Source organism: Flavobacterium sp. K5-23 (assembly GCF_023278045.1).
Lineage (GTDB): Bacteria > Bacteroidota > Bacteroidia > Flavobacteriales > Flavobacteriaceae > Flavobacterium.
Genome location: NZ_CP056783.1, coordinates 2,939,947 through 2,960,651 on the forward strand (window position 1 = coordinate 2,939,947; position 20,705 = coordinate 2,960,651).

The window sequence follows — 20,705 nt, forward strand, 5'->3', positions numbered from 1 at the left end:
CGGTTTTTCTATATATACGAATACTGTAAATTAGTTTTTAGACCATTCAGATATGCTGTCTTTATTCATTTTTACGTAATCCTCGTTTTTAGCTATTTCAGCAGCAGCAAGTGAAATCTTAGCTGTTTCGATTGCTCCTTTTTTATCTCCTTGTTTTGCTTGAATCAAAGATTTTAAACGGTTATACCAAAAAGGTTTTTCTTTGCTTAATTCTAAAGCTTTATCAACATACATTCTAGCAGTTGTAATATCACCATTTGACTGGTATAAATATTGAGCCGAAGAAAAGTAATCTCCTGCAGATGGACCTGCCAAGGCTTTTTCTATACTTGCAAGAGTGTTTTTTTGTGTTGGAACTTCAAATTTTAAAGCAACATAAGAATTCTCCCAGTACATTTCCAAGAATGCAAAATTATTATCTAATCCACTAATCCCTATAGTAAACGTTTCAGCAAGTTTAGATAAAGACTCTTCTTTTACTTTAGCTCTTAAAGCTACATTAGCTTCATTCCATTCCGCTGGATTTCCCCAATTGTCTGTCGTTTTATAAAAGATAATTTCCCAACTCTGAATATTTGGAATAGTATATAAAGCGTATTTCCCTTTTTTTAATGTTTTCCCATCGATTATAACATCATCGCTAAAAGATACAGTAGTGTTTTCGTTTGCACCCGATCTCCAAACTTTTCCAAAAGGAACCAAGTTTCCAAATACGGCTCTACCTCTAGCAGAAGGACGAGAATAAACTACTTCAACATCTGTCAAACCAACAATTTGGTTTAAAGTACTCTTAGGACTACCCTGAGGTGTTTTTACTTGGGCTTCAATTGTAAATTGTACAATAATGATCGCTAATACAATAAGTATTTTTTTCATAATTTTTTATTTAGTTTTTCCAAATTTACAAATTCAAACAATTGGAAATGTTAATTTTTTCTTAATATAAAACGCATTTTAAACTTATATTTTCCTTAAAACAGATAAAAAAATCCCGACTTCCGAAGTGTCTGGATCGGATGAAAAGGTTTACCATTTAAGAAATATAAGAACCTAAAAGTTATGAGAATCAAGAGTTCGAATGTGCCGTTAGGCACTAAGTATTGGTAGAAAACATCAATTGAAACGAATTTAGCGTGCCGTAGGTACGCAACTCCTATCATTTTGTTGCGTACCTACGGCACGTTAATAAATTTTGAAACTAATTACTACCGATAATAAGTGCCTAGCGGCACAAATTAAAGACTTTCAACCCTTGATTAGCATAAGGTATTGTTTTATACATCCTGCTTAAGTGACCTTATATTTCTTATATGGTTAAAATTAAATGCTGTTTATTATAGAATATAGCCCTATAATATTAGAGTTTAGAAACTTTGTCAAAATTAAGTTCGTTAAAATGATTAACGACAACATCCGCTTCTGATAAATCTTGCAACTTTGAATGCACGCTATTATAACCCACACAATAGATTCCTGCTGCCTTTGCCGCTTTCACACCATTAGTGCTGTCTTCAATCACAATACAACTTTCCTTTGGAGCAATTGATAAGGAAGCTGCGTGTTCAAAAATGGCTGGGTGTGGTTTAGATTTAGGAAAATCTTCTCCACTTACTATATGAGTAAAATATTGGTGTAAACCAAAACGTTTGAAAACGCGTTCTATTGTTACTTTTGAAGCCGAAGAAGCCAGTATCATCTGAACATTATTATGATGCAAATCCTTGATTAAATTTTCAACTCCTTCCAGTAATTCCAGATCTTCCTTATAATCGAAAGCATCATTAAAAATGGCTCTTTTTCTTTGAATTAAATCCTCAACTTCGTGATCTAAATTAAACATCTCCTTCACTCTTTGAAATACATTCCGAGTTGAGTTTCCCGTAAAGGAAGTAAACATTTGTTCGGTTATTACGATATCCAACTCGTCAAAATGTTGAAAATAGGCAAAACGGTGTACTGGTTCCGTATCTACTATTACCCCGTCCATATCGAAAATTACTGTCTGTTTCATTTTATTGTTTAATTTCTAGTCTCAAGGACTATAGTTTATTGTTATTGAAATTCTTATTCTGAATTCTTATTCTTTCTTTAATAGGTATCTGATCACGGTTTCCGCAGCGTACAATCCAAATAATCCTGGCATATAACTGTTTGTACCGTAAAATGATTTTTTATAATTCGAACCATCAGTCATTTTTAAACTGCTATCATCCTGAATCTCTGAAGAAAAAACAACTTTCAACTTATCGATTTTATGTTCCTTCAATCTTCTTCTGATTGTTTTTGCAAAGTAACAATTCACTGTATTGTTGATATCAGCAACTTTAACTTTAGAAGCTTCCATTTTTCCACCGGCACCCATACTCGAAATGATTTTGACTCTTTTCCTTTTGGCAGCAATAATCAAATTCAATTTTGGTGTAACACTGTCGATACAGTCCAGCACATAATCAAATTCTTCAGAAACCACTTCAAAAGCACGCTCTGGAGAAAGAAATTCTTGGATACGAGTCAGTTTCAATTCCGGATTGATATCCATTAATCGATCTCCTACAACGGCAACTTTGGGTTGGCCTACTGTCGAATGTAAAGCAGGTAATTGTCTGTTTATATTTGTAATATCTACCGTGTCTCCGTCAACGATGGTCATTGTTCCTACTCCCGCTCTGGCTAAAAATTCAGCTGCAAAAGAACCAACTCCTCCCAAACCAACAACCAATACATTAGCATTTTGCAATTTTTGTAAACCCTCGGCTTTAAATAAAAGCTCCGCTCTCTCTGTCCATTCTGCCATTTTATTTTGTTTAAAATTTAATGTTCTACTTATTCCAACATTAGTTAATCATTATTCAATTTTCAAAACTATTATTTTTTGAAAACGTCTTCGTAATTCCTGTTTATTTGTTTTTGCAATCTTTCAATACTCCAATGTTTATACATTGCCGCCAATGTGTACACATCTTTTATTGTTTCTTCGATAGTATCAGTTTCCAAGAAAAAACGATTATCGGGAATGCTTTTAAAAACGGTTTCTAAATCTGGATTCCGCAGTAAATATTTTCCAAAAGAAAGATAAAATCCATTATCTATCAATTGTTGGGCTTGCTGTAAGCTTTTCGAATAGCCGTGAATAATCATTGGAACTGAAATATTCATTTGCTTTTTAATGGCTATCACTTCCTGAAAAGCAGCCACACAATGAATAACCACAGGTTTATTGTATTGCTGGGCTAATGCCAATTGTTTTTCAAAAACCTGCTGTTGCAACTCCATTGGGATTTCAATACGTTTGTCTAAACCGCACTCCCCAACAGCCATGCAGTTATCCTCTTTTAATTTACTTTCGATAATAAGCAAATCAGATTCTAAACGCTCTTTTACTATGTGCCAAGGATGGATTCCAATGGAATAAAACGGAATGGCAGCATCAAATTCCTGAGGATATTGATTGACTAATTCTAATACGTCTTCCCTATTCGTATGTTGATGTGTATGACAATTAAAGAATTGCATTAGTCATGAAATTTTTTAACACCAGCTTTAATATCGATATTTAAATCGTTTTCCATTGGCACTTTAGGACAAGAATATCTATGGCTATAGGCGCAATAAGGATTGTATGATGTATTAAAATCGATCGCAATGGTATTTCCTTCTGGGATTTTTAAATCAATGTATTTCCCTCCAATGTAACTTTCCTTTCCTGAAGATAAATCGAAAAAAGGCAAAAATAAATCCGACTCATATTCTTTTCTCTTTGATAAGTCAATACTTCTATACACGTTTAGTTTAGACGCTATCCCATCAATTTCAAAATAAACTTCCCCGTATTTAATATACATAGGTTTTCTATCCGTCGAAGTTGGCATTTCAAATGGTTTCTCTTTATCAGTTCTTACAAATTTAGCGACCACAAAATACTTTTCATTAATTGGATAGAAATCTAACGTTTTGAATGTTGCCAAATCTTCCGGAGTTAAAGGACTCGTTTTTACATCCGCATATTCCGAGTTTAAATGATTCTGGTATTTTTCAGCAGCAAGGGCATCAAATTTTTCTTGGCTTAAGCCAAAAAAGGAAACAAGAAGAAGTATTATATTAAAAATGGTTTTCATACTGATAGGTTTCTGCAAAAATAGTTTAAAAGTTACAAAGGCACAAAGCCTGGAAGTTACAAAGTTTTCTACCTTTGCAAAATAGAACCCATTTATAATGCTCAAAACCGCTTTTCAACGCTATATTAATAATTTCAAAGGATTTTCGAGAGAGATTTGGATTCTTACACTCATCACGTTTATCAACAGAGCGGGAACGATGGTATTGCCTTTTTTGTCCAAATATTTAAAGGAGGATTTGCAATTTACTTATGGCGAAGTGGGTTGGATTATGGTGGCATTTGGTTCTGGATCTATGTTAGGCTCCTGGTTAGGCGGAAAACTATCTGACAAAATAGGTTTTTATAAGGTAATGGTTTTTAGTTTGTTCAGCAGTGGGGTTTTCTTTTTCATCCTTCAATACATCACTTCTTTTTGGGGTTTATGCTTCGGAATGTTTAGCATTATGACACTTGCCGATATGTTTCGACCAGCGATGTTTGTTTCCCTTGGTGCATATGCCAAACCGGAAAACAGAACCCGATCGCTAACATTAGTAAGACTAGCGGTAAATCTTGGTTTTGCTGCCGGCCCAGCCTTGGGAGGATTAATTATTATGGGTGTGGGTTACAAAGGATTGTTTTGGGTTGACGGTACCTCTTGTATAATCGCCATATTAATTTTTGCTTTATTGGTTAAGGAAAAGAAAAAAGCTTCGCATCAAGATCCACATATTAGTATACTAGAAGTAGCATCCGTATTTAAAGACAAAATATTTTGGATTTTCTTGTTTGTGAGTTTTGTCACGGCAATGATTTTCTTCCAGCTATTTACAGCTTTACCTTTATATCATCACGAAATGTTTGGCTTGACTGAATTTCAAACGGGTTTATTAATGACCCTAAACGGTTTGTTAATATTCGCTTTGGAAATGCCCATTGTTAGTTATTTTGAACGCAAAAAAGTGCAAAAACTAAAAATCATTCTTTGGGGTTCCCTATTAATGGCTGCCAGTTTTTATTCTTTACTGATCAATGTATGGGCAGGGATTTTGGTTATTAGTATGATAATAATATCGATTGGTGAAATTTTCGCCTTTCCTTTTTCGAATACTTTTGCCATGGGAAGAGCTCCAAAAGGACACGAAGGACGCTATATGGCTTTATACACAATGAGTTTTAGTTTGGCGCACATTGTGAGTTCAAAAATGGGAATGGAAGTCATTGGTTATTTTGGGTATCAAACTAACTGGTTTGTGATGGGAAGCTTTGGAGTCGCGGCCGCAGGCTGTTGTATCTGGTTACAAAAGTTATTGAAACTGGAAAGTAAACCGGTATAAACTCCCCTATTATTCTATATTCCCATTACTTTTTCTTTTCTAAAACATTTCAAAAAAAAGAATTTTTATACTTCCAAAAAGGTTTAAACTATAAAAATAGTTTAAAAACTACAGTTTTAGTTGTGTAACTATAAATATAGTTGTAAGTTTGGTTTGCGTTAAGGATTAAGGCGATATCCTCAAAGTCCCGACATTTAGGGACTATGAGATAAAGCCGAAAGCCTGACCCGTAGGGAAACGCCCAAATAAATAGCAAACTATGCAAAAGTTAACCAACAAAGAAGAAGAAATCATGCACATTTTATGGAAGCTAAAAAAAGCTTTTGTAAAAGAAGTTATGGCGGAAATCACTGAAGACCAACCGCACTACAACACTTTATCAACCATTATTAGGAATCTGGAAGAAAAGGGATATGTTTCCTATAATGCGTATGGAAAAACGCATCAATACTTCCCTATTGTGAGTATTGAAGACTATAGAAAACGGTTTATGAATACGGCAATTGACAATTATTTCAACAGTTCGTATAAAAATATGGTTTCCTTTTTTGCCAAGGAGGAAAAGATATCTGCGGAGGAATTACGGGAAATTTTAGCAATGATTGAAAAAAAGGAATAGTTATGGAGACGCTATTTATATACCTCGTTAAATCCAGTGGATTGCTGGCTTTGTTTTTTATAAGCTACTTTTTTATGTTGAGAAAAGAAACCTTTTTCACCAGTAACCGTTGGTTTCTATTGGTTGGATTATTCACTTCGGTGATTTTACCTTTGATTGTTTACACCAAAGTGATTTGGGTAGAACCGGTGGTTTCAACTATGGATTGGTCAACAATTCCTGTTACTCATTATGTGGAGGAAAAAACATTTGTAGATTATTTACCCCTTATTTTGGTATTGGTTTATGGTCTTGGGATTCTAGTTTTACTGGCTAAGTTTCTGTATGATTTTTATAGCTTAAAAAAGCTATTAAAGGGAAAATTAATTCAACGTCAAGCTGATTTTAAGCTTGTTGACACCAAAGAAAATCTAGCTCCTTTTTCGTTTTTTAATACAATTGTATACAATTCAACTTTATATAGTCCAGCCGAGTTAGAAAATATTTTAGAGCATGAAAAAATTCATAGCGAGCAAAATCATACCGTTGATGTGCTTATTTCTAGAGTGTTTTGTATACTTTTTTGGTTCAATCCAATTATTTGGTTACATAAAAAAGCCATCCTCCAAAATTTGGAATTTATAGCTGATAGCGAAGCCACCAAAAATACAACAGACAAGAAAGCCTACCAAATTACGCTTTTAAAAATAACAACACAAGAGAATTGTGTTGCCATTACCAATCATTTTTATCAATCATTAATCAAAAAACGAATCGTTATGTTAAACAAAAATCAGTCGAAAAAAAGGAATTATTGGAAGTATACATTGGTAGTTCCAGCATTAGTGGTATTTATAATGTTATTTCAAATCGAGGTAGTTGCGCAGGAAAAAACAGGTACTATAAACAGCCAAGAAAGTAAACCATATGATGCATTTAAGGTAGAACTTCACGTTACTTCAAGTTCGACAGAGAAAGAATTAAATAATGAAAAAGATTTTTTTAAAAACGAATACAATATCGATATGTATTTTTCGAAAATTAAAATCAATAAAAAAAATGAAATTACAGGAATTAAAGTAGAATTAAAAGATGAAAAAGGGGCGAAAAAAGAGTATTACATTTCAGGTGATAAAGCTATTAAACCCTTTACCATCTTTGCCGAAAAGAAAAATGACAATAAACTAAACTTTGGTTTTAGTACAGTTACAGATGAGAAATCAGTAAGCAATTCAAACCTTGAGGATTCTAATTTAGATATAAAAAAAGAATCTAATTTTTGGAGAGTAAATAATTTCAGAAAAAACGGTCGTGATTATTTAATGATTATTAACGGTGTTAAACAAAGTGATAATAACAGCACTAAAATACCTCTTGAAGAGGAAATTATATCATTCAACATTTTAGACCCAGAAGAAGCTATTGTAAAATATGGTTCAGAAGGAAAAAATGGAGTTGTGGAAATAGTTACGGGAAAGCCTAACAATAAAACAAATGACAAATCTATGATTCCTGTTAAAAAACAAAATACTGGTCAAACTAATGAAAGTAAAGTTTGGATAAATAATCAAATAAGTGAAGTCCCAGATGACAACAAAGTGATGCTTTTTGGGCAGAACCACAATGCTACCCAATTAAACTTAGAAAAAACAGACCCAACCAATCTTAATGGTAATAAAGTTTCAAAAACCACAAACACAATTAAAATTGTAAAAAGAGAAATAATTGGAGTTCCTGAAGGCGAAGCTTATTTTATCGATGGAAAAAAAGTAAATAAAGAAGAAATCGAGAAAATTGATCCAACCTTGATTGAGCGAATGGATGTAAATAAATCTACTGCAGGTCGTGACATAATTAAAATCACTACTAAAAAAGAAGCCGAAGATCAGATCGAGACCAAAAAAAATGATGGTTGGGCAATAGGATTTGGGGTATCAGACTCAAACGACAATATCAAAAGGATTCAACAAGATAAAAATGTAGATTACAAGAAAGCTGTCATCATAATTAATGGAAAGATAAGTGATGTAAAAACTCTTGATAAATTAGACCCAAATGAAATAGTTAATGTTGGTGTTAGTAAAGTAACAAATTTTCCAAAAGAATTAAAAGAAAGAGCGTTACAAAAATATGGAGAAAAAGCTTTTAACGGTATAATTGAAATTACAACAAAATAATTTTTATTCTCCAAATCATATCATTAAAGACGGTCTCTAATCAAGACCGTCTTTTTTTTATATCTTTGTCAAAAATAACAACCTTATGTTCAAAATTTTAGCCCAAATCAACAAGATCATCTTTCCTAGTTTTACTAAAAAACGATTGGATTTGGCCAAAGCCAAAAAATGGCAAATGGCAATCATTGGTTACAGATATTATGTAACTACAAGAGCTATTGATTAATACGTCACTGCTGCAAAAATTTCATTTTCCCCTAATTTCTGTCTTCCGTTCAAAAAACTGAGTTCTATCAGGAAATTGCACTGAACGATTATTCCGCCTAATCTTTCCACTAACTCACAAACTGCTTTAGCTGTGCCTCCTGTGGCTAAAACGTCATCATGAATAAGTACACGATCGCCTTTTTGAATCGCATCAGTATGAATTTCTAAAGTATCCGACCCATATTCTAAATCATACGATGCCGAAATGGTATCATATGGTAGTTTATTTGGCTTTCTGACAGGAACAAAACCCACATTTAATTCTTGTGCCAAAAGCATCCCAAACAAAAAGCCTCGACTTTCCGCTCCTACCACCTTATCAATTTGTCGATCTTGTAGTGTCGAAACTAATATTTTAAGACATTCCTTGCTTGCTTTGGCGTCAATTAACAAAGGAGTAATGTCTTTATACAAAATTCCTTCTTTTGGAAAACCTTGAATATCACGGATGTAATTATCTATCTTCATTTTTTTTTAATTTTATTAATATTTATACTTGCGTAACTCTAAATTATGTCTATCTTTGCACCCGCAATGGCCTTGTGGCGCAACTGAATAGCGCACTTGATTACGGCTCAAGAGGTTACTGGTTTGAATCCAGTCAAGGTCACAAAACCCCAACTTATGTTGGGGTTTTTTTATGGGCTATAGTGAAATCTAGACTAATATAGTCAAAAAATCGAATACATTCCTAATACACCGTTTACATCTTATCTAATACATTGCTGAGTATTTCTACAATTTATGAATTCAAACTACTTACTTTAAATAGGACAAAAAAACAGAAGTCAAGACCACGATATCAGTTGTCGAAATATTCAATTTTTAATAGACCTACCATTATATTCCAATACTAAAGAAAACGAAGGATTATGAAAATTAATTTAACCACGCCATAGTTTGTCGTAATGACTATTTACTTTTGTAGAAATAAAAAAAAACAGCTGTAATATCAACCGAGTTCTACAAAAATTACAATCTAGAAATTACCATCATTTCATTAGAATAAAAACATAAGTATTTTGAGGCTGAAAAAGAAAAACTAATCCATTTTGGGAAAAATGGATCAAGAAACAACAATGAGGAAAGCCGTAAAATTAACCGGATCACTTTGTTTATTTTTGATTCCTGATCTTTTATTAAAAATCAAATTACTCCAAATATGAAAAAGATAACTATTGAATTAACTGACGAACAGCATTCGAAAATGATGAATCATTTACAAAAAGGAACAACGTTAAATATCAATAACGAAACTTTTTCAGGTTACGGGTTGAACCTAAAATGTGTCGAAGGAGGAATTTCTTCCTGGCTTGAAGTCGAAATGAATGGAACAATAGATTTAGGTGAAGTGAATTGGGAAATAGAATCAACAATTTAAAAATGGAACAGCTTATCCCACAATATAGATAACCATATCTTTACCAAAATTCACGAAAGTGATGTCCATAGGCTGGACCTAGTGGGTTCTATGGAAGAATATTAAAAATCCCATTTAGAAGGAGTTGAAAACAACTCACACAATATTGAAATTTAAAAAACAACTATGAACATCTTATACCTACACGGTCTCGAAAGCAAATTAAGCGAACCAAAAAGAGTCATTCTTGAAGCCTATGGCAACGTGATTGCTCCGGACATAGATTATAAATCAAATCCCAATATGATTCAGAATTTATATGATGAATATCACAATCAGGATATCAATGTCATAATAGGAAGCAGTATGGGGGGCTTTGCGGCATATCACCTGGCGAACAGTCTAGGCCTTTGTGCATTACTTTACAATCCGGCACTGCCCTATCGCAGTAATATCGAACAAATTATTCCTGCAACCCTTCCTGTAAACAATGCTTCATTTATGCGAATTGTTTTAGGTGCCCAGGATGTAGTTATCAAAGCAAAAGACAACTTAAACTATTTGGCACAATATAGTAATTCAACAACTGATTACGACATTCGTATAAAAAGAGAACTAGCGCATCAAATTCCCGTAGAAATTTTCGAACAAGAAACAAAAACCTTTTTTGAGGTCCTCAGCTATTGAGTTATGTTTAATAGGAATACCTAAAATTTGTTATATTAATAACATTCCTCTTTTAAACTCATTCTAAAATAAATGGTTGTATGAAGTACCTATTTCTATTAATTCTTTTGCCCATAATGGCAATTCATTCCCAAACAAAAATACGTCTGGGTGATGGAACTTATTCTTCGAATAAAGTGTTATACACCATAGATGGAGTAAAAGTACGATTGGGTAACGGAACCTATTCATCTAACACTGTTTTGTACACTTTTGATGGGAATAAAGTGAGACAAGGAGATGGAGTCTATTCCTCCAATAAAGTGTTGCTGACAATTGACGGTAATAAAATCAGGCAAGGGGACGGCACTTATTCTTCCAATAAAGTGCTCTACACTATCGATGGTAACAAAATCCGACAAGGGGACGGAATCTATTCCTCCAATAAAGTCCTGTATACCATTGACGGAATCAAAATCCGGCAAGGTGATGGAACTTACTCTTCAAATAAAGTGCTTTATACCATTGATGGCGGTTTGTCAATTAAAAGAATAGCGGCACTATTACATTTGGTTTTATAAAAGTATTTTACAGCAACTATCTACCTATTCCTTAAACCATTTTAAAACGTTAATTTAAGGTTTGGTTTTCATATAAATCACGAAACAAATGTTCATTATTTCCCAATTTCTAGTTTCCTTAGCTTCCGCAGTCGAGCGTCAAATGTTTGAAGAAGTCGTATAAACAAAAACTGTTTGATCCGCGGCGGCGGAGAGTTTGTTGGATTTCATAATTGAGATAATAGCGGGTCGGCGTACGGTCCAGGGCTAGCCTTTATTGGTTCTTTTTTGGGCAATGCAAAAAAGAACAAATAGTAATTAGAATATAATATTTATAAATTACAAAAAAAATAGTTTCTGCAATTTCCTAATATTAGTTACATATAGGTCTTAAACCATTATTCTCTATGCCTAAACTCAAAATCAATTTTCACGGCGAAAGTTGGACCCTAAAAAAGTTCGAGTGCAATGACGATGACTTAAAAGAATGCTTGAAAGTGGCTGCCAAAATGAAACTACCGTTAGCAAAAGCATTATTAGACCCGTTTTTCTATTACTACCTTAAAATACCCGCTATTGCATCTACTGAACACCTTCCAGGCACAAAATGGTCTGGTTTATTGGACTCCCCTAGAAACCAAATAGAGATTTGGTATGACGGTAAAAAAATCAAAAAACTACACATCGCCAACATAGATCAAGATTTGTTGCTTTTTCCTCTATACAACAAGAATAAAATTAATATTCAAGAAGAATACAGCCCCGGCATTTATGTGGAACAGCAAGCAATAGGTTTTGTGGGCAGCTACCAACTAAATATAGAAAACTTCAATTTGGAAGAGTTGCAGTTCTATTTGATCCAATTTAATGACAAAATGTTATTGCAACAACCCACCTACTCCAATCAAAAACTCCTATTTAGAAATAAGGAAACCTTGCTGATTTACCAGAATGGTTTTGAGATATAATTTTAAGTATTGAAATTCAATCCTTAGATATTTCTTCTAATATCACAAATTTATTTTTTTTAAAATAATTACTTCCAGTCATCTTAAATTCCAAATGATACTTTGGGATTTTAAGATGCGAAATCGAGTCGTTTTAATAAATTAGAAATCGCATTTATTTTTATTTAAATCAATTTATTGATGCTATTAAAACCTAAATTAAAAGAGAAGTATGAAAAATATTCTTTTTTTTTTAATTTCAAAAAAACCATAGATCTTCATTAACAGTATACACTAATGCACAATGTAAACACTTGTTTATCAAGCGTTCTACAATTACATCCTCCTCCTGTTTTTAAATCAAAGATGTACTCCTTAATATATAAATAAAAATTATTATTCCTAAAATGTGGAAAACCGTAAAGAACAGATTTTTATTAAACATAGTTTTGCTAAATAGATATTAAAAAAATAATATTAATAATCAATAATCATATTTTAGACAAATAATTAACATTCACAATGACTAATTACTAATTCATTTAGGAAAAATTGTTAATAAAAAACCAAGTACTGAAGCTGCGTTGCAGTAGGAAGTTTTAAAATTGTATTACAATGGATATACGAATTATAAAAAAATTGCATGAATTTTTAATGATGGAACGTACGGGGAATCCTAAAGATCTTGCTAATAAACTAGGTGTCTCTGAACGAACTGTTTATAATTATATTTCTTATATGAAAAAGGAAATGAATGCTCCGATTATGTTTGATAATCAAAAGGGGAATTATTGGTATAATAGAGTTTGCGAGTTGAATTTTAAAGGATAAAAAAATGTATAGAAAAGAATACTATTTAGTTTTTTTAATTGTGTTGATATCGTCATGTAATTTTAATGCTAAAAAAGCATACATATCAAAATTGGATACTTTTATAATTGAGACAAATCATAATTATAAAAATTTCACAAAAAAGGATTGGAATGAAGTAGACAGCTTATACAATAATTTACAAGCTGATTACAAGGAAATTAGACCAGAGTTGTCTGATGAGGAATCAACACGAATAAATAAATTACTTGGTAAATACCAAGCAATTCGATTAAAATCCGAAGTAAATAATATAAAATCAGATTTAAACGATATGATGCAACAAGCAAATTCTTTTATTAAAGAAATGGCATCAGATACAACATTAACAAAATAAATTATAATAAATATGAAACAGCATTATTTTATAACTATTGGAATAATATCGACACTTTTATTTTTAGGATGCACGGGATGTAATAAAAAAAACGATGATCCATTCAGCGCTATGAATTTTGATAGTTATGATACAGGTCTCAATAAAAGAGTCGAAGCCTATCAGGACGCAACATTTCCAAATCTTGCCAATACAAAAACAGGGAATCCATCTCTGTATATTGATTTTTCCAATGGAATTTTTCAAGCTTTTAAAAACAATCCTACAAATAGTAATTTACTAAAAGCAGTTTATGGAAACTTGTCAGGAGATTTAGATGTTTTTATGTTAAATAATGATGTAATTAAGCCTTTAGAAAATTCTAATCCCGATTTAGTAGGTAAAATGGTTGTGGATCAAAATTCTTATCATGGTGTTTATGCACCAATAAAAGAAGCAGTTTCAAAAATTGTAAGCAAAAACAATGATGCTTTGCTGGTAACTGATTTTGAAGAGTATTATCCGGCTTCTTCAGGTAGGTCCGAAATTCTTGATATTCCTTATTTAAAAGAATCTTTTATCATATGGCTTTCTAAAGGAAACACAATACGTTTTTATGTTTCAAACTATAAAGAAAACGGAATCGATAAGCACTTGTATTTTACAGTTTTTAATTGTGGTAATTCTTCGAAATCAGGAATGATTTCAAAAGTTGAAAATTCGCTTGGTTCTTTACCGCATTTTGATCTGTCAAATAAATCTTTTAAACTAAATCAAGAATATGGTGCGGAAAAGACTGGCGGCATTTTCTATGACAGTTCTGGTAAAGATGAAAAAGGAAAAAATCTTTTAGACTTGAATAGAGATACCTATGTAAACGGTTTACAAAACAACAATAACTTCGAGTTTTATCAATTTGGCTTAGACTGGGCAACAATCAATGAATTAAAAGAAGTGTATCAAGAACAAAATCAATTTAAAGATTTTTTTAGAAAATTATTTATTGATTTAAGCGATGAAGATGCATATTCCATTGCAGATTTGGAAGTTAAAGTTTATGATGTTTCAAAAGATTTTGAACATTTTGCAAAATGCAAAGAAGTGTTAAAACACAAACCAAAATTAGAAAAAGGTAGTAATGGCGAAGATAAATTTAAAGACGGTCAAATCGATAATATTGCTCTTTCATGTTATGACACTAAAGGAAAAGTGATAGAAGATTGGGTCTATAAAAGTAACCCAAATTTAATACTTGCTGAGGTGTTTTCTTTAAACAAGGAATTATTTGTAAATACCAAAAAATCAAATAAGAAAAAAGTAGAATTAGGGGTTTCTTTCGACTCAAATTTTAATTTAAAAAACATATCTAATCCTACAGGTTTAATTAGAGTTGACTTAGTTATCAATAATGCAAACCCTAATATTTCAAATTCTAAACTTGATATGTTTAAATGGTCATCTATAACCTCAAAAGGTAATCAAAATTTAGCTCTTTATGAATCCATAAAGAACACTCTTTTAGACGAGAAAGTTAAACCATCTAATAAAGTCATTTACTCTTATTATATAAAAACACTTTAATAATTACTAACTAAAAAATAATATGGAATCAACATCAGCTTACATTATCTCACTTATTACATCGCTTGTATTCTTACTCCTTGCAGCATTCATTGCTAATACCATCAAATTTGAAGGTGGTAGTAATCCAAAAGACCCACAACAAAGAAAAATGTGGTTTTGGATTCTTGCAATTCTGTGTCCGGTCGTAATATTTTTCCTTGGATATTTCGTTTTCAAACCAGAAGCAAATATTATGATTGTCAATAAATACATGACCGCATTAAGCATAGGCACCGGGATCGGTTTTGCAGTTTACGTTATAATGGGCTTTGTATTAAGTAAAATGTTCAAAAATGGTAAAGTAGGAAACTGGTTTTAATTTTTAAAATATAAATTATAATGGATAAATTATTTGTAATTGCAATTGGTGGGACAGGAATGCGTTGTTTGGAATCATTCACACATTTAAGTGCGATTGGAATGTTCGATAATCAAGAGATTGAAGTGCTGACTTTAGATACTGATCAGACAAATGGTAATAAGGGAAAAGTTGAAGAGCAAATTCAGTTGTACAATCGAATTAAAACTTCAGGAAACACAAATGGAGGAACTCCAAATGCTAACACTTTTTTTTCGGCTAAATTAAATTTGCATAGATTCTATACTAACTACTCAGCAGTCGGCAGAGAGAATTATAAAAACATCTCCAAAATTTCTACAGGTTCTCCCGAACAACAAAAATCAAATAAACTTATCTCAGATTTGTTTTTAGACAATAGCTCCGTTCAGGAATTCGGTTTGGCACATGGCTATCGTGCACAGACGCATTTGGGATCGATGCTGATGTATCACGGTATAGTTGAGGCTGCACGTAATCTTGCCAAAGGTGTTCAGGTGCAGTCACAAGAAAAAGAGCTTGATAATTTTATTTCTCAATTAGAAAAAGCAGGGCCAAACGCACGTGTTTTTATTTTCGGCTCTATATTTGGAGGTACTGGCGCATCTTCAATACCGGTGATTCCTAAGGCTTTACAGGATTTTGTATTCATACGTTCTGGTGGTACTGCAACAATTGATTTATCAAAAGCAAAATTCGGGTCAACTTTATTGACAGAGTATTTTAATTTCAAAAAACCGGATGAAAAACAAAAATCTACTAAAGCTGATAGTGTTATTGCAGATTCTTCTTTTTTCCCATTAAACAGCCAAGCGGCACTTCAATTCTATCAAAGTGACCCGACTGTTCAAAAAAGTTATAAAATTTTATATCATATTGGTTGGCCAATTGAAAGTAAAAAAGTTGATGACAGTCACTCTGGACAAACTATTACAGGTGGTGCAAATCAAAAAAACCTGTGTCATATTACCGAACTTTTATGCGCATGTGCTGCTTATGATTTCTTCACTCGTGAAACTGGATTTGATGGAGAAAAAGCAGAATATTTGTTCAAAGCCGTAGAATTCAACAATAACTCATTCAATTTTTCTTTCAATGATTTCGTTGGTAACCTAAATAATTCTGGCGAAAAATTTGCGAACCGTTTAGGCGCCTTCTTTTCTTTAGCTCATATATGTTTGGCTAAAAATGGTGCTGCAGATGGAGATATTGGTTTGATGGGCTTCATAAAACAATTTGAAAATCAAGAGATTACCGAGTATAGTTCAATTACTAACGATGACTGTAAAGACATAAATAACTATTTTAAAGACTTTGCATATAAATTTGAAAATGAAACCTTTCATCCAGGTTGGATGTACCAAATAAGAAAAACTGTAGCACCAGGGACATTTATGTTTGATAATAAGTCATTTCCTGATTCAAAACAGGAACTTAAAAAAATTGATGTTGGTGCTATATTTCTGGACAAAAAATACCATTGGTCAGATGACAGGTCGATTAAAAATATCTCTGGAGACAGATATGACAATTTTGTCAGCAAACTTATTAAATCAAGTTCTGAGGACAAACAAAAAGTAACTACTACCAAGGAGAAATTTCTAGCTCATATTTTTAATGCAATTAGTAATTCTCAAAACTTCAATTTAAATAATTAACCATTATGGCTGATAATAAGATAAAAGCACTTGCAATAAAAGTCAATAGCAAAACAGAACCTCAGGGAATTGAATTTGTATGGGACAAAATACCTCAAATAGAAGTTTTTACTAAAAACATTACTATTCCTGAAATTGCAATTGATAGAGAGGGAAATACGTCAGTAGATATTGGTTCTATTGTTTCAGGAATGCCTACTGTTTTTGCAAGGGCTAATTTATTCCGAAATGCTTTGGACAACATTTCTGATAAGGATGCCGAAGTTGCAGGATTAATGTTGTTTTATAAATCTTTAATAAGCGAATGGAAAGGCCTTATAAGTTGTATAGCATTAAACTATAAAGACCTCCAGATTGACAGGGTCCATCTTGCATACACAGATGGTAAAAAACTTATAGACACTGCTAATATCTACGAGCCAATTGGTGCATTTGGAAATGTTCTTTTTGAAAGAAAACCATTGTGGTGTGACCAATCATTATCAAATAACGCTGAAAAAATACCTTTTATTGATGTAATTTCTTTTAACGGACATGTTATCGGTGCTACGTCGCCTGATAGTTTTCTTTTTACCTCAAATTCATATAAAATTAAAGAAAGATTACCGTTCGTCAATGTCAATAACTCAAAATTCATTGATCCTTTACAATCAGAATTAAAACCGGATGAACTGTTTAAAATATATGGCTATGCAAAGCATATGCTTAATAACATTGAAAAGTTCAGGAAAAACTACGATAAATTAGAAGATTTTCTTAAACCCGATTATAGCAACATTACTGGCTGCCTACAAAATTGGTTAATGGACATGGTCAATTACCAGCAAGCAAAGGGTTATCCTAAGCTTGATAATCAAACACCTCCAGAAGTAGGTTCCCTTTTCAATTATCCTTTCAGCACATTATTTAATTATTCTACTGAATTATATGGCGCAGAAGGAATCATATCGGATGCAAGCTCAGAAGGAAGTATCGCATTTGATCCTAAAGATCTATTATTGCCAGATTCAACTGAAATTGCCCAAATTGATTTTGGAAAAGACGGAGTAGAAACAAAAAATTTCTTAAAAACCAAACCAATTCTTTTACTAGCAGCAGAAACAAAGGGACACCCCAATAATTACGCCTATTTTTCATTGCCATTAACTCCTTTAGCTTTAAATGTATTTGGTGCAAACTTGACTGCTTTCGTTGGCTTAGATGAAACTTCAAATGTAAAATCACGAATTTCGGCCATTTATAATCCCAATGATAAAGACGGCGAGAAACTTATCGTTATGTTAAAATTGTTTACCCGAGCTGGAAACGAAATAACAAAACAAGTAGTATATGATGTAACACGCGATTCCATTATTGGCCAAGATATTTTAATGTGGCCGAATTTTATCTCAAAACAATGGAATAGATATTTTCTATATTCTGAAATTCCGCACAATGACGCGAAATTTCAAACGACTCCTTTTATTGGTGACGTTAATGATGATTTCTTTAGAATTGTATTGGACGATAAAGGGACGCCAATATATTTAGCCAATAAAGGCAAAGCTTCTGTTATTCCAGAGAAATACGGTGATGTCCAATTGCATATAGCTTCCAATAATGCAGTTGCTGACAATGCATATAAATATGAGATATATGAAAGTAAGCAGCCATTTAAAGGGATAAAGTTTGCTCATGCAGGGATTGACTGTGGCTTTGGAATAATTCGGTATGACAGTACTGGTAATAACAACGCACTGCCGTTAAATATGCTGCAAAATCCAAAAATGGACTTAGCTGCTGCTTATTTGGGTGTCGACTTTGGAAGTACAAATTCTTCAATCGCTTACTACTCAGATAGAGATAAAAAAGTTTGCGATAGCTTAACCTTAAAAAACAGAAGAATTTCCTTATTGTCGAATGATGAAAAAAATAATGATGAAAGACCAGCTGTAGAAGATGAAATATTCTTTTTTCAAAATGACGAAATAATTACAAATTCAATTAAGTCCGTTTTAACTGTTCACGATCCTAGAAGAATGGTGAATGACAATAATATTTCAAACGACTCATTGGCTTCCCAAGCTATAAAAGGAGGTTTCCCTTGTTTTGAAAAAAACTTACCTATTGAAAATGCGGTTAATAACAGATACATTTTAAGTTATAACAGAGTTGGAAAAGCGGAAATAGTTTACAATATGAAATGGTCTACCCAGAGCATTGACAAGAGTTACAAAACTGCCTATTTAAGTTCTTTGTTATTGCACGTATATGCTCAGTTATTTATTGAAGGTCATCAACCTCAAACACTTAAATGGTCTTATCCCTCCTCGATGGGAAAGGGATTATTAACTGAGTACCAGGGAATTTGGGATTCTCTTAAGGAAGTTAATCCAATTGTAAGCAATGGGAAAGTTTTAAAAATATTTCCTCCTTCAGATTTAGCAGATCTTGGGGATACATCAGGAAGCTCTTGGGATACTACAGAAAATTCTCAAGCAGAATACCCTACGAATAAATCTGGTTGGGACACAACGGATAGTGAAAGTGGCTGGGGAAATCCTGATTCTGAATCTGCTAATTCTGGTTGGGGTGATGAAGTTATTGGTAAAAGCAGGAAACAATTACCTGAAATTATAATCGAGACTGCCCCCATACGCTTTGATTTTAAGGAATTAGCCGATGAAGAATCGCTAACAGAGGCTTGTGCTGTCGCAAATTACTTGGTGAGACCTAATGGTGGATATTCTTTAGGTCCTGGGGAATTAGTTCTCTGTTTTGACATTGGTGGAAGTACTACTGATATTACTGCATTATGTCAAATGGATGGCGGCAAGGCAATGATAAAACAAAATTCCATTCGTTTTGCTGCGCAACGTGTTTCTGAAGCAACTAGATTTTCACCAAATTTCAAATCGGTTTTATTAAAGATGTGTGAAAGAAAGAAGATAAAAATCGAAGGATTAAATACACCGAACAATAAATTTAATGAAAATACGGCACCCTATTTTTTCGAACAAGTTGTTGATAGGTTAGATGCTACTGATTTTGATGATTTTTACCGTTTAATTGCTGCTGAGTGTAAAGAAATGATGAGCGTTAATTTATATGTTACTGGACTGATTATGTACTATGCTGGGCAATTAACACACAAGCTAAGAACTGAAATTGTTAGATCAGAAGATGCACCAGCTGCAGTTAAGGCTTTGGCACCAAAAATAAAAATAGCGTTCGCAGGAAAAGGCGCAAGAATATTTGATTGGTTTAGTGCAGTTAATCCAACAGCAGCCAATGATTACTACACACAGATGTTTGTTCGTGGTATAGGCGGCCAAAAAATTGCAATGAAAACTATAACTCCAATATCTATTACACCTTTAAAAATAATTGATATTAATAGCCTCAAAGCGGAGAATAATGCGGACGTAAAATATGAAGTATCAAAAGGTCTAGCAATTCCTACCAACCAAACAAAATTACTTGTCCCTAGAAACAAAAATGCTATTGAGGTTTTAGGAGAAGATAACTTTTGCGTGGTTACGCCTAGTGGAGAATTTAAATACGTAGAATCATCCAACTCTGTAACACCTGAAATGATGGAGTTTTTAGGTGATTCATTTATTTGTTTGCCTCCGCAGGGAAAAAACCATTGTCCTAGGTTCATGGATTTTGCAGATTTATTCTATAAAGTTTCTTCTTCGATGTTTGAGTTAAAAATGTCACCATTAGATTTCAAGGCAGGTTTTGAGGATATGAATATCGAAAACTATATTAAGGGAGACCCCGAGTATATTGAAGCGCAAAAAAATAAAAATGATCAGAAAAAATTTGATTATGTGGCTCCAATTATCATTTTAGAAGGTATGAAATTTTTTGAAAAACATTTATTAAAAGGTATTCAAAAGCAGTAACTA

At 32.7% G+C, this 20,705-nt stretch carries 20 protein-coding genes and 1 tRNA gene; 15 read left to right on the plus strand and 6 right to left on the minus strand.

From position 1 onward, the window contains the following. Positions 1-30: 30 nt before the first annotated feature. The 5 genes from FLAK523_RS12745 to FLAK523_RS12765 form a co-directional block, all read right to left on the minus strand. Positions 31-876 (minus strand): DUF2911 domain-containing protein, encoded by an 846-nt coding sequence (locus tag FLAK523_RS12745; RefSeq protein WP_248904050.1) that lies wholly within the window; start codon positions 874-876, stop codon positions 31-33. A 481-nt stretch (positions 877-1,357) separates the two neighbouring features. Continuing rightward, positions 1,358-2,011, minus strand: coding sequence for an HAD family phosphatase (locus FLAK523_RS12750; protein ID WP_248904052.1), 654 nt, complete (start codon positions 2,009-2,011; stop codon positions 1,358-1,360). Between the two features lie 66 nt (positions 2,012-2,077). After that, complete coding sequence (locus FLAK523_RS12755) at positions 2,078-2,794, minus strand: ThiF family adenylyltransferase (protein WP_248904054.1); 717 nt, start codon at positions 2,792-2,794, stop codon at positions 2,078-2,080. Positions 2,795-2,865: 71 nt separating this feature from the next. Continuing rightward, positions 2,866-3,513, minus strand: a complete 648-nt coding sequence (locus FLAK523_RS12760) for a TatD family hydrolase (RefSeq protein ID WP_248904057.1) — start codon at positions 3,511-3,513, stop codon at positions 2,866-2,868. Continuing rightward, on the minus strand, positions 3,513-4,115 hold the full coding sequence (locus FLAK523_RS12765; RefSeq protein ID WP_248904059.1) for a DUF1684 domain-containing protein: 603 nt from the start codon (positions 4,113-4,115) through the stop codon (positions 3,513-3,515). Before FLAK523_RS12765 ends, FLAK523_RS12760 begins: the two co-directional genes overlap by 1 nt. Positions 4,116-4,212: 97 nt before the next feature. On the opposite strand from FLAK523_RS12765, the gene FLAK523_RS12770 reads away from it, so the two are divergent. The 4 genes from FLAK523_RS12770 (at position 4,213) to FLAK523_RS12785 (ending at position 8,434) form a co-directional block, all read left to right on the plus strand. Continuing rightward, positions 4,213-5,433, plus strand: a complete 1,221-nt coding sequence (locus FLAK523_RS12770) for an MFS transporter (RefSeq protein ID WP_248904060.1) — start codon at positions 4,213-4,215, stop codon at positions 5,431-5,433. A 259-nt stretch (positions 5,434-5,692) separates the two neighbouring features. Next, the gene (locus FLAK523_RS12775; protein WP_248904062.1) at positions 5,693-6,052 is read left to right on the plus strand and encodes a BlaI/MecI/CopY family transcriptional regulator; all 360 of its coding nucleotides are present in this window, start codon (positions 5,693-5,695) and stop codon (positions 6,050-6,052) included. Between the two features lie 2 nt (positions 6,053-6,054). Further along, on the plus strand, positions 6,055-8,208 hold the full coding sequence (locus FLAK523_RS12780; RefSeq protein ID WP_248904064.1) for a M56 family metallopeptidase: 2,154 nt from the start codon (positions 6,055-6,057) through the stop codon (positions 8,206-8,208). An 85-nt stretch (positions 8,209-8,293) separates the two neighbouring features. Continuing rightward, entirely contained in the window at positions 8,294-8,434 is a 141-nt protein-coding gene (locus tag FLAK523_RS12785; RefSeq protein ID WP_248904066.1) for an SsrA-binding protein, read from the plus strand. Here FLAK523_RS12785 and FLAK523_RS12790 read toward each other — a convergent pair. Further along, a complete protein-coding gene (locus FLAK523_RS12790; RefSeq protein WP_248904068.1) occupies positions 8,431-8,943 on the minus strand; it encodes an adenine phosphoribosyltransferase in 513 nt (170 codons plus the stop codon). The genes FLAK523_RS12785 and FLAK523_RS12790 overlap by 4 nt on opposite strands. A gap of 68 nt (positions 8,944-9,011) precedes the next feature. Here FLAK523_RS12790 and FLAK523_RS12795 point away from each other — a divergent pair. From FLAK523_RS12795 to FLAK523_RS12845, 11 genes are all read left to right on the plus strand, one after another. Next, positions 9,012-9,085, plus strand: a tRNA-Arg gene (locus FLAK523_RS12795). A gap of 552 nt (positions 9,086-9,637) precedes the next feature. Further along, positions 9,638-9,856 (plus strand): hypothetical protein, encoded by a 219-nt coding sequence (locus FLAK523_RS12800; protein ID WP_248904070.1) that lies wholly within the window; start codon positions 9,638-9,640, stop codon positions 9,854-9,856. 165 nt (positions 9,857-10,021) lie between these two features. Further along, positions 10,022-10,522 carry a YqiA/YcfP family alpha/beta fold hydrolase gene (locus tag FLAK523_RS12805; RefSeq protein ID WP_248904072.1) on the plus strand — a complete coding sequence of 167 codons (501 nt, stop codon included), beginning with the start codon at positions 10,022-10,024 and terminating at the stop codon, positions 10,520-10,522. An 80-nt stretch (positions 10,523-10,602) separates the two neighbouring features. Next, positions 10,603-11,082 carry a hypothetical protein gene (locus FLAK523_RS12810; protein ID WP_248904074.1) on the plus strand — a complete coding sequence of 160 codons (480 nt, stop codon included), beginning with the start codon at positions 10,603-10,605 and terminating at the stop codon, positions 11,080-11,082. 386 nt (positions 11,083-11,468) lie between these two features. Further along, a complete protein-coding gene (locus tag FLAK523_RS12815; protein ID WP_248904076.1) occupies positions 11,469-12,029 on the plus strand; it encodes a hypothetical protein in 561 nt (186 codons plus the stop codon). A gap of 594 nt (positions 12,030-12,623) precedes the next feature. Beyond that, a complete protein-coding gene (locus FLAK523_RS12820) occupies positions 12,624-12,839 on the plus strand; it encodes a helix-turn-helix domain-containing protein (protein ID WP_248904079.1) in 216 nt (71 codons plus the stop codon). A 4-nt stretch (positions 12,840-12,843) separates the two neighbouring features. Continuing rightward, positions 12,844-13,215, plus strand: a complete 372-nt coding sequence (locus FLAK523_RS12825) for a DUF6565 domain-containing protein (protein ID WP_248904081.1) — start codon at positions 12,844-12,846, stop codon at positions 13,213-13,215. Between the two features lie 12 nt (positions 13,216-13,227). Beyond that, positions 13,228-14,775: a hypothetical protein gene (locus FLAK523_RS12830; protein WP_248904083.1), complete on the plus strand. Its 1,548-nt coding sequence runs from the start codon at positions 13,228-13,230 to the stop codon at positions 14,773-14,775. A 22-nt stretch (positions 14,776-14,797) separates the two neighbouring features. Further along, a complete protein-coding gene (locus tag FLAK523_RS12835) occupies positions 14,798-15,136 on the plus strand; it encodes a hypothetical protein (RefSeq protein WP_248904085.1) in 339 nt (112 codons plus the stop codon). A gap of 20 nt (positions 15,137-15,156) precedes the next feature. After that, on the plus strand, positions 15,157-16,812 hold the full coding sequence (locus FLAK523_RS12840; protein WP_248904087.1) for a hypothetical protein: 1,656 nt from the start codon (positions 15,157-15,159) through the stop codon (positions 16,810-16,812). Between the two features lie 5 nt (positions 16,813-16,817). Beyond that, positions 16,818-20,702 carry a hypothetical protein gene (locus FLAK523_RS12845; protein WP_248904089.1) on the plus strand — a complete coding sequence of 1,295 codons (3,885 nt, stop codon included), beginning with the start codon at positions 16,818-16,820 and terminating at the stop codon, positions 20,700-20,702. Positions 20,703-20,705: the final 3 nt, after the last annotated feature.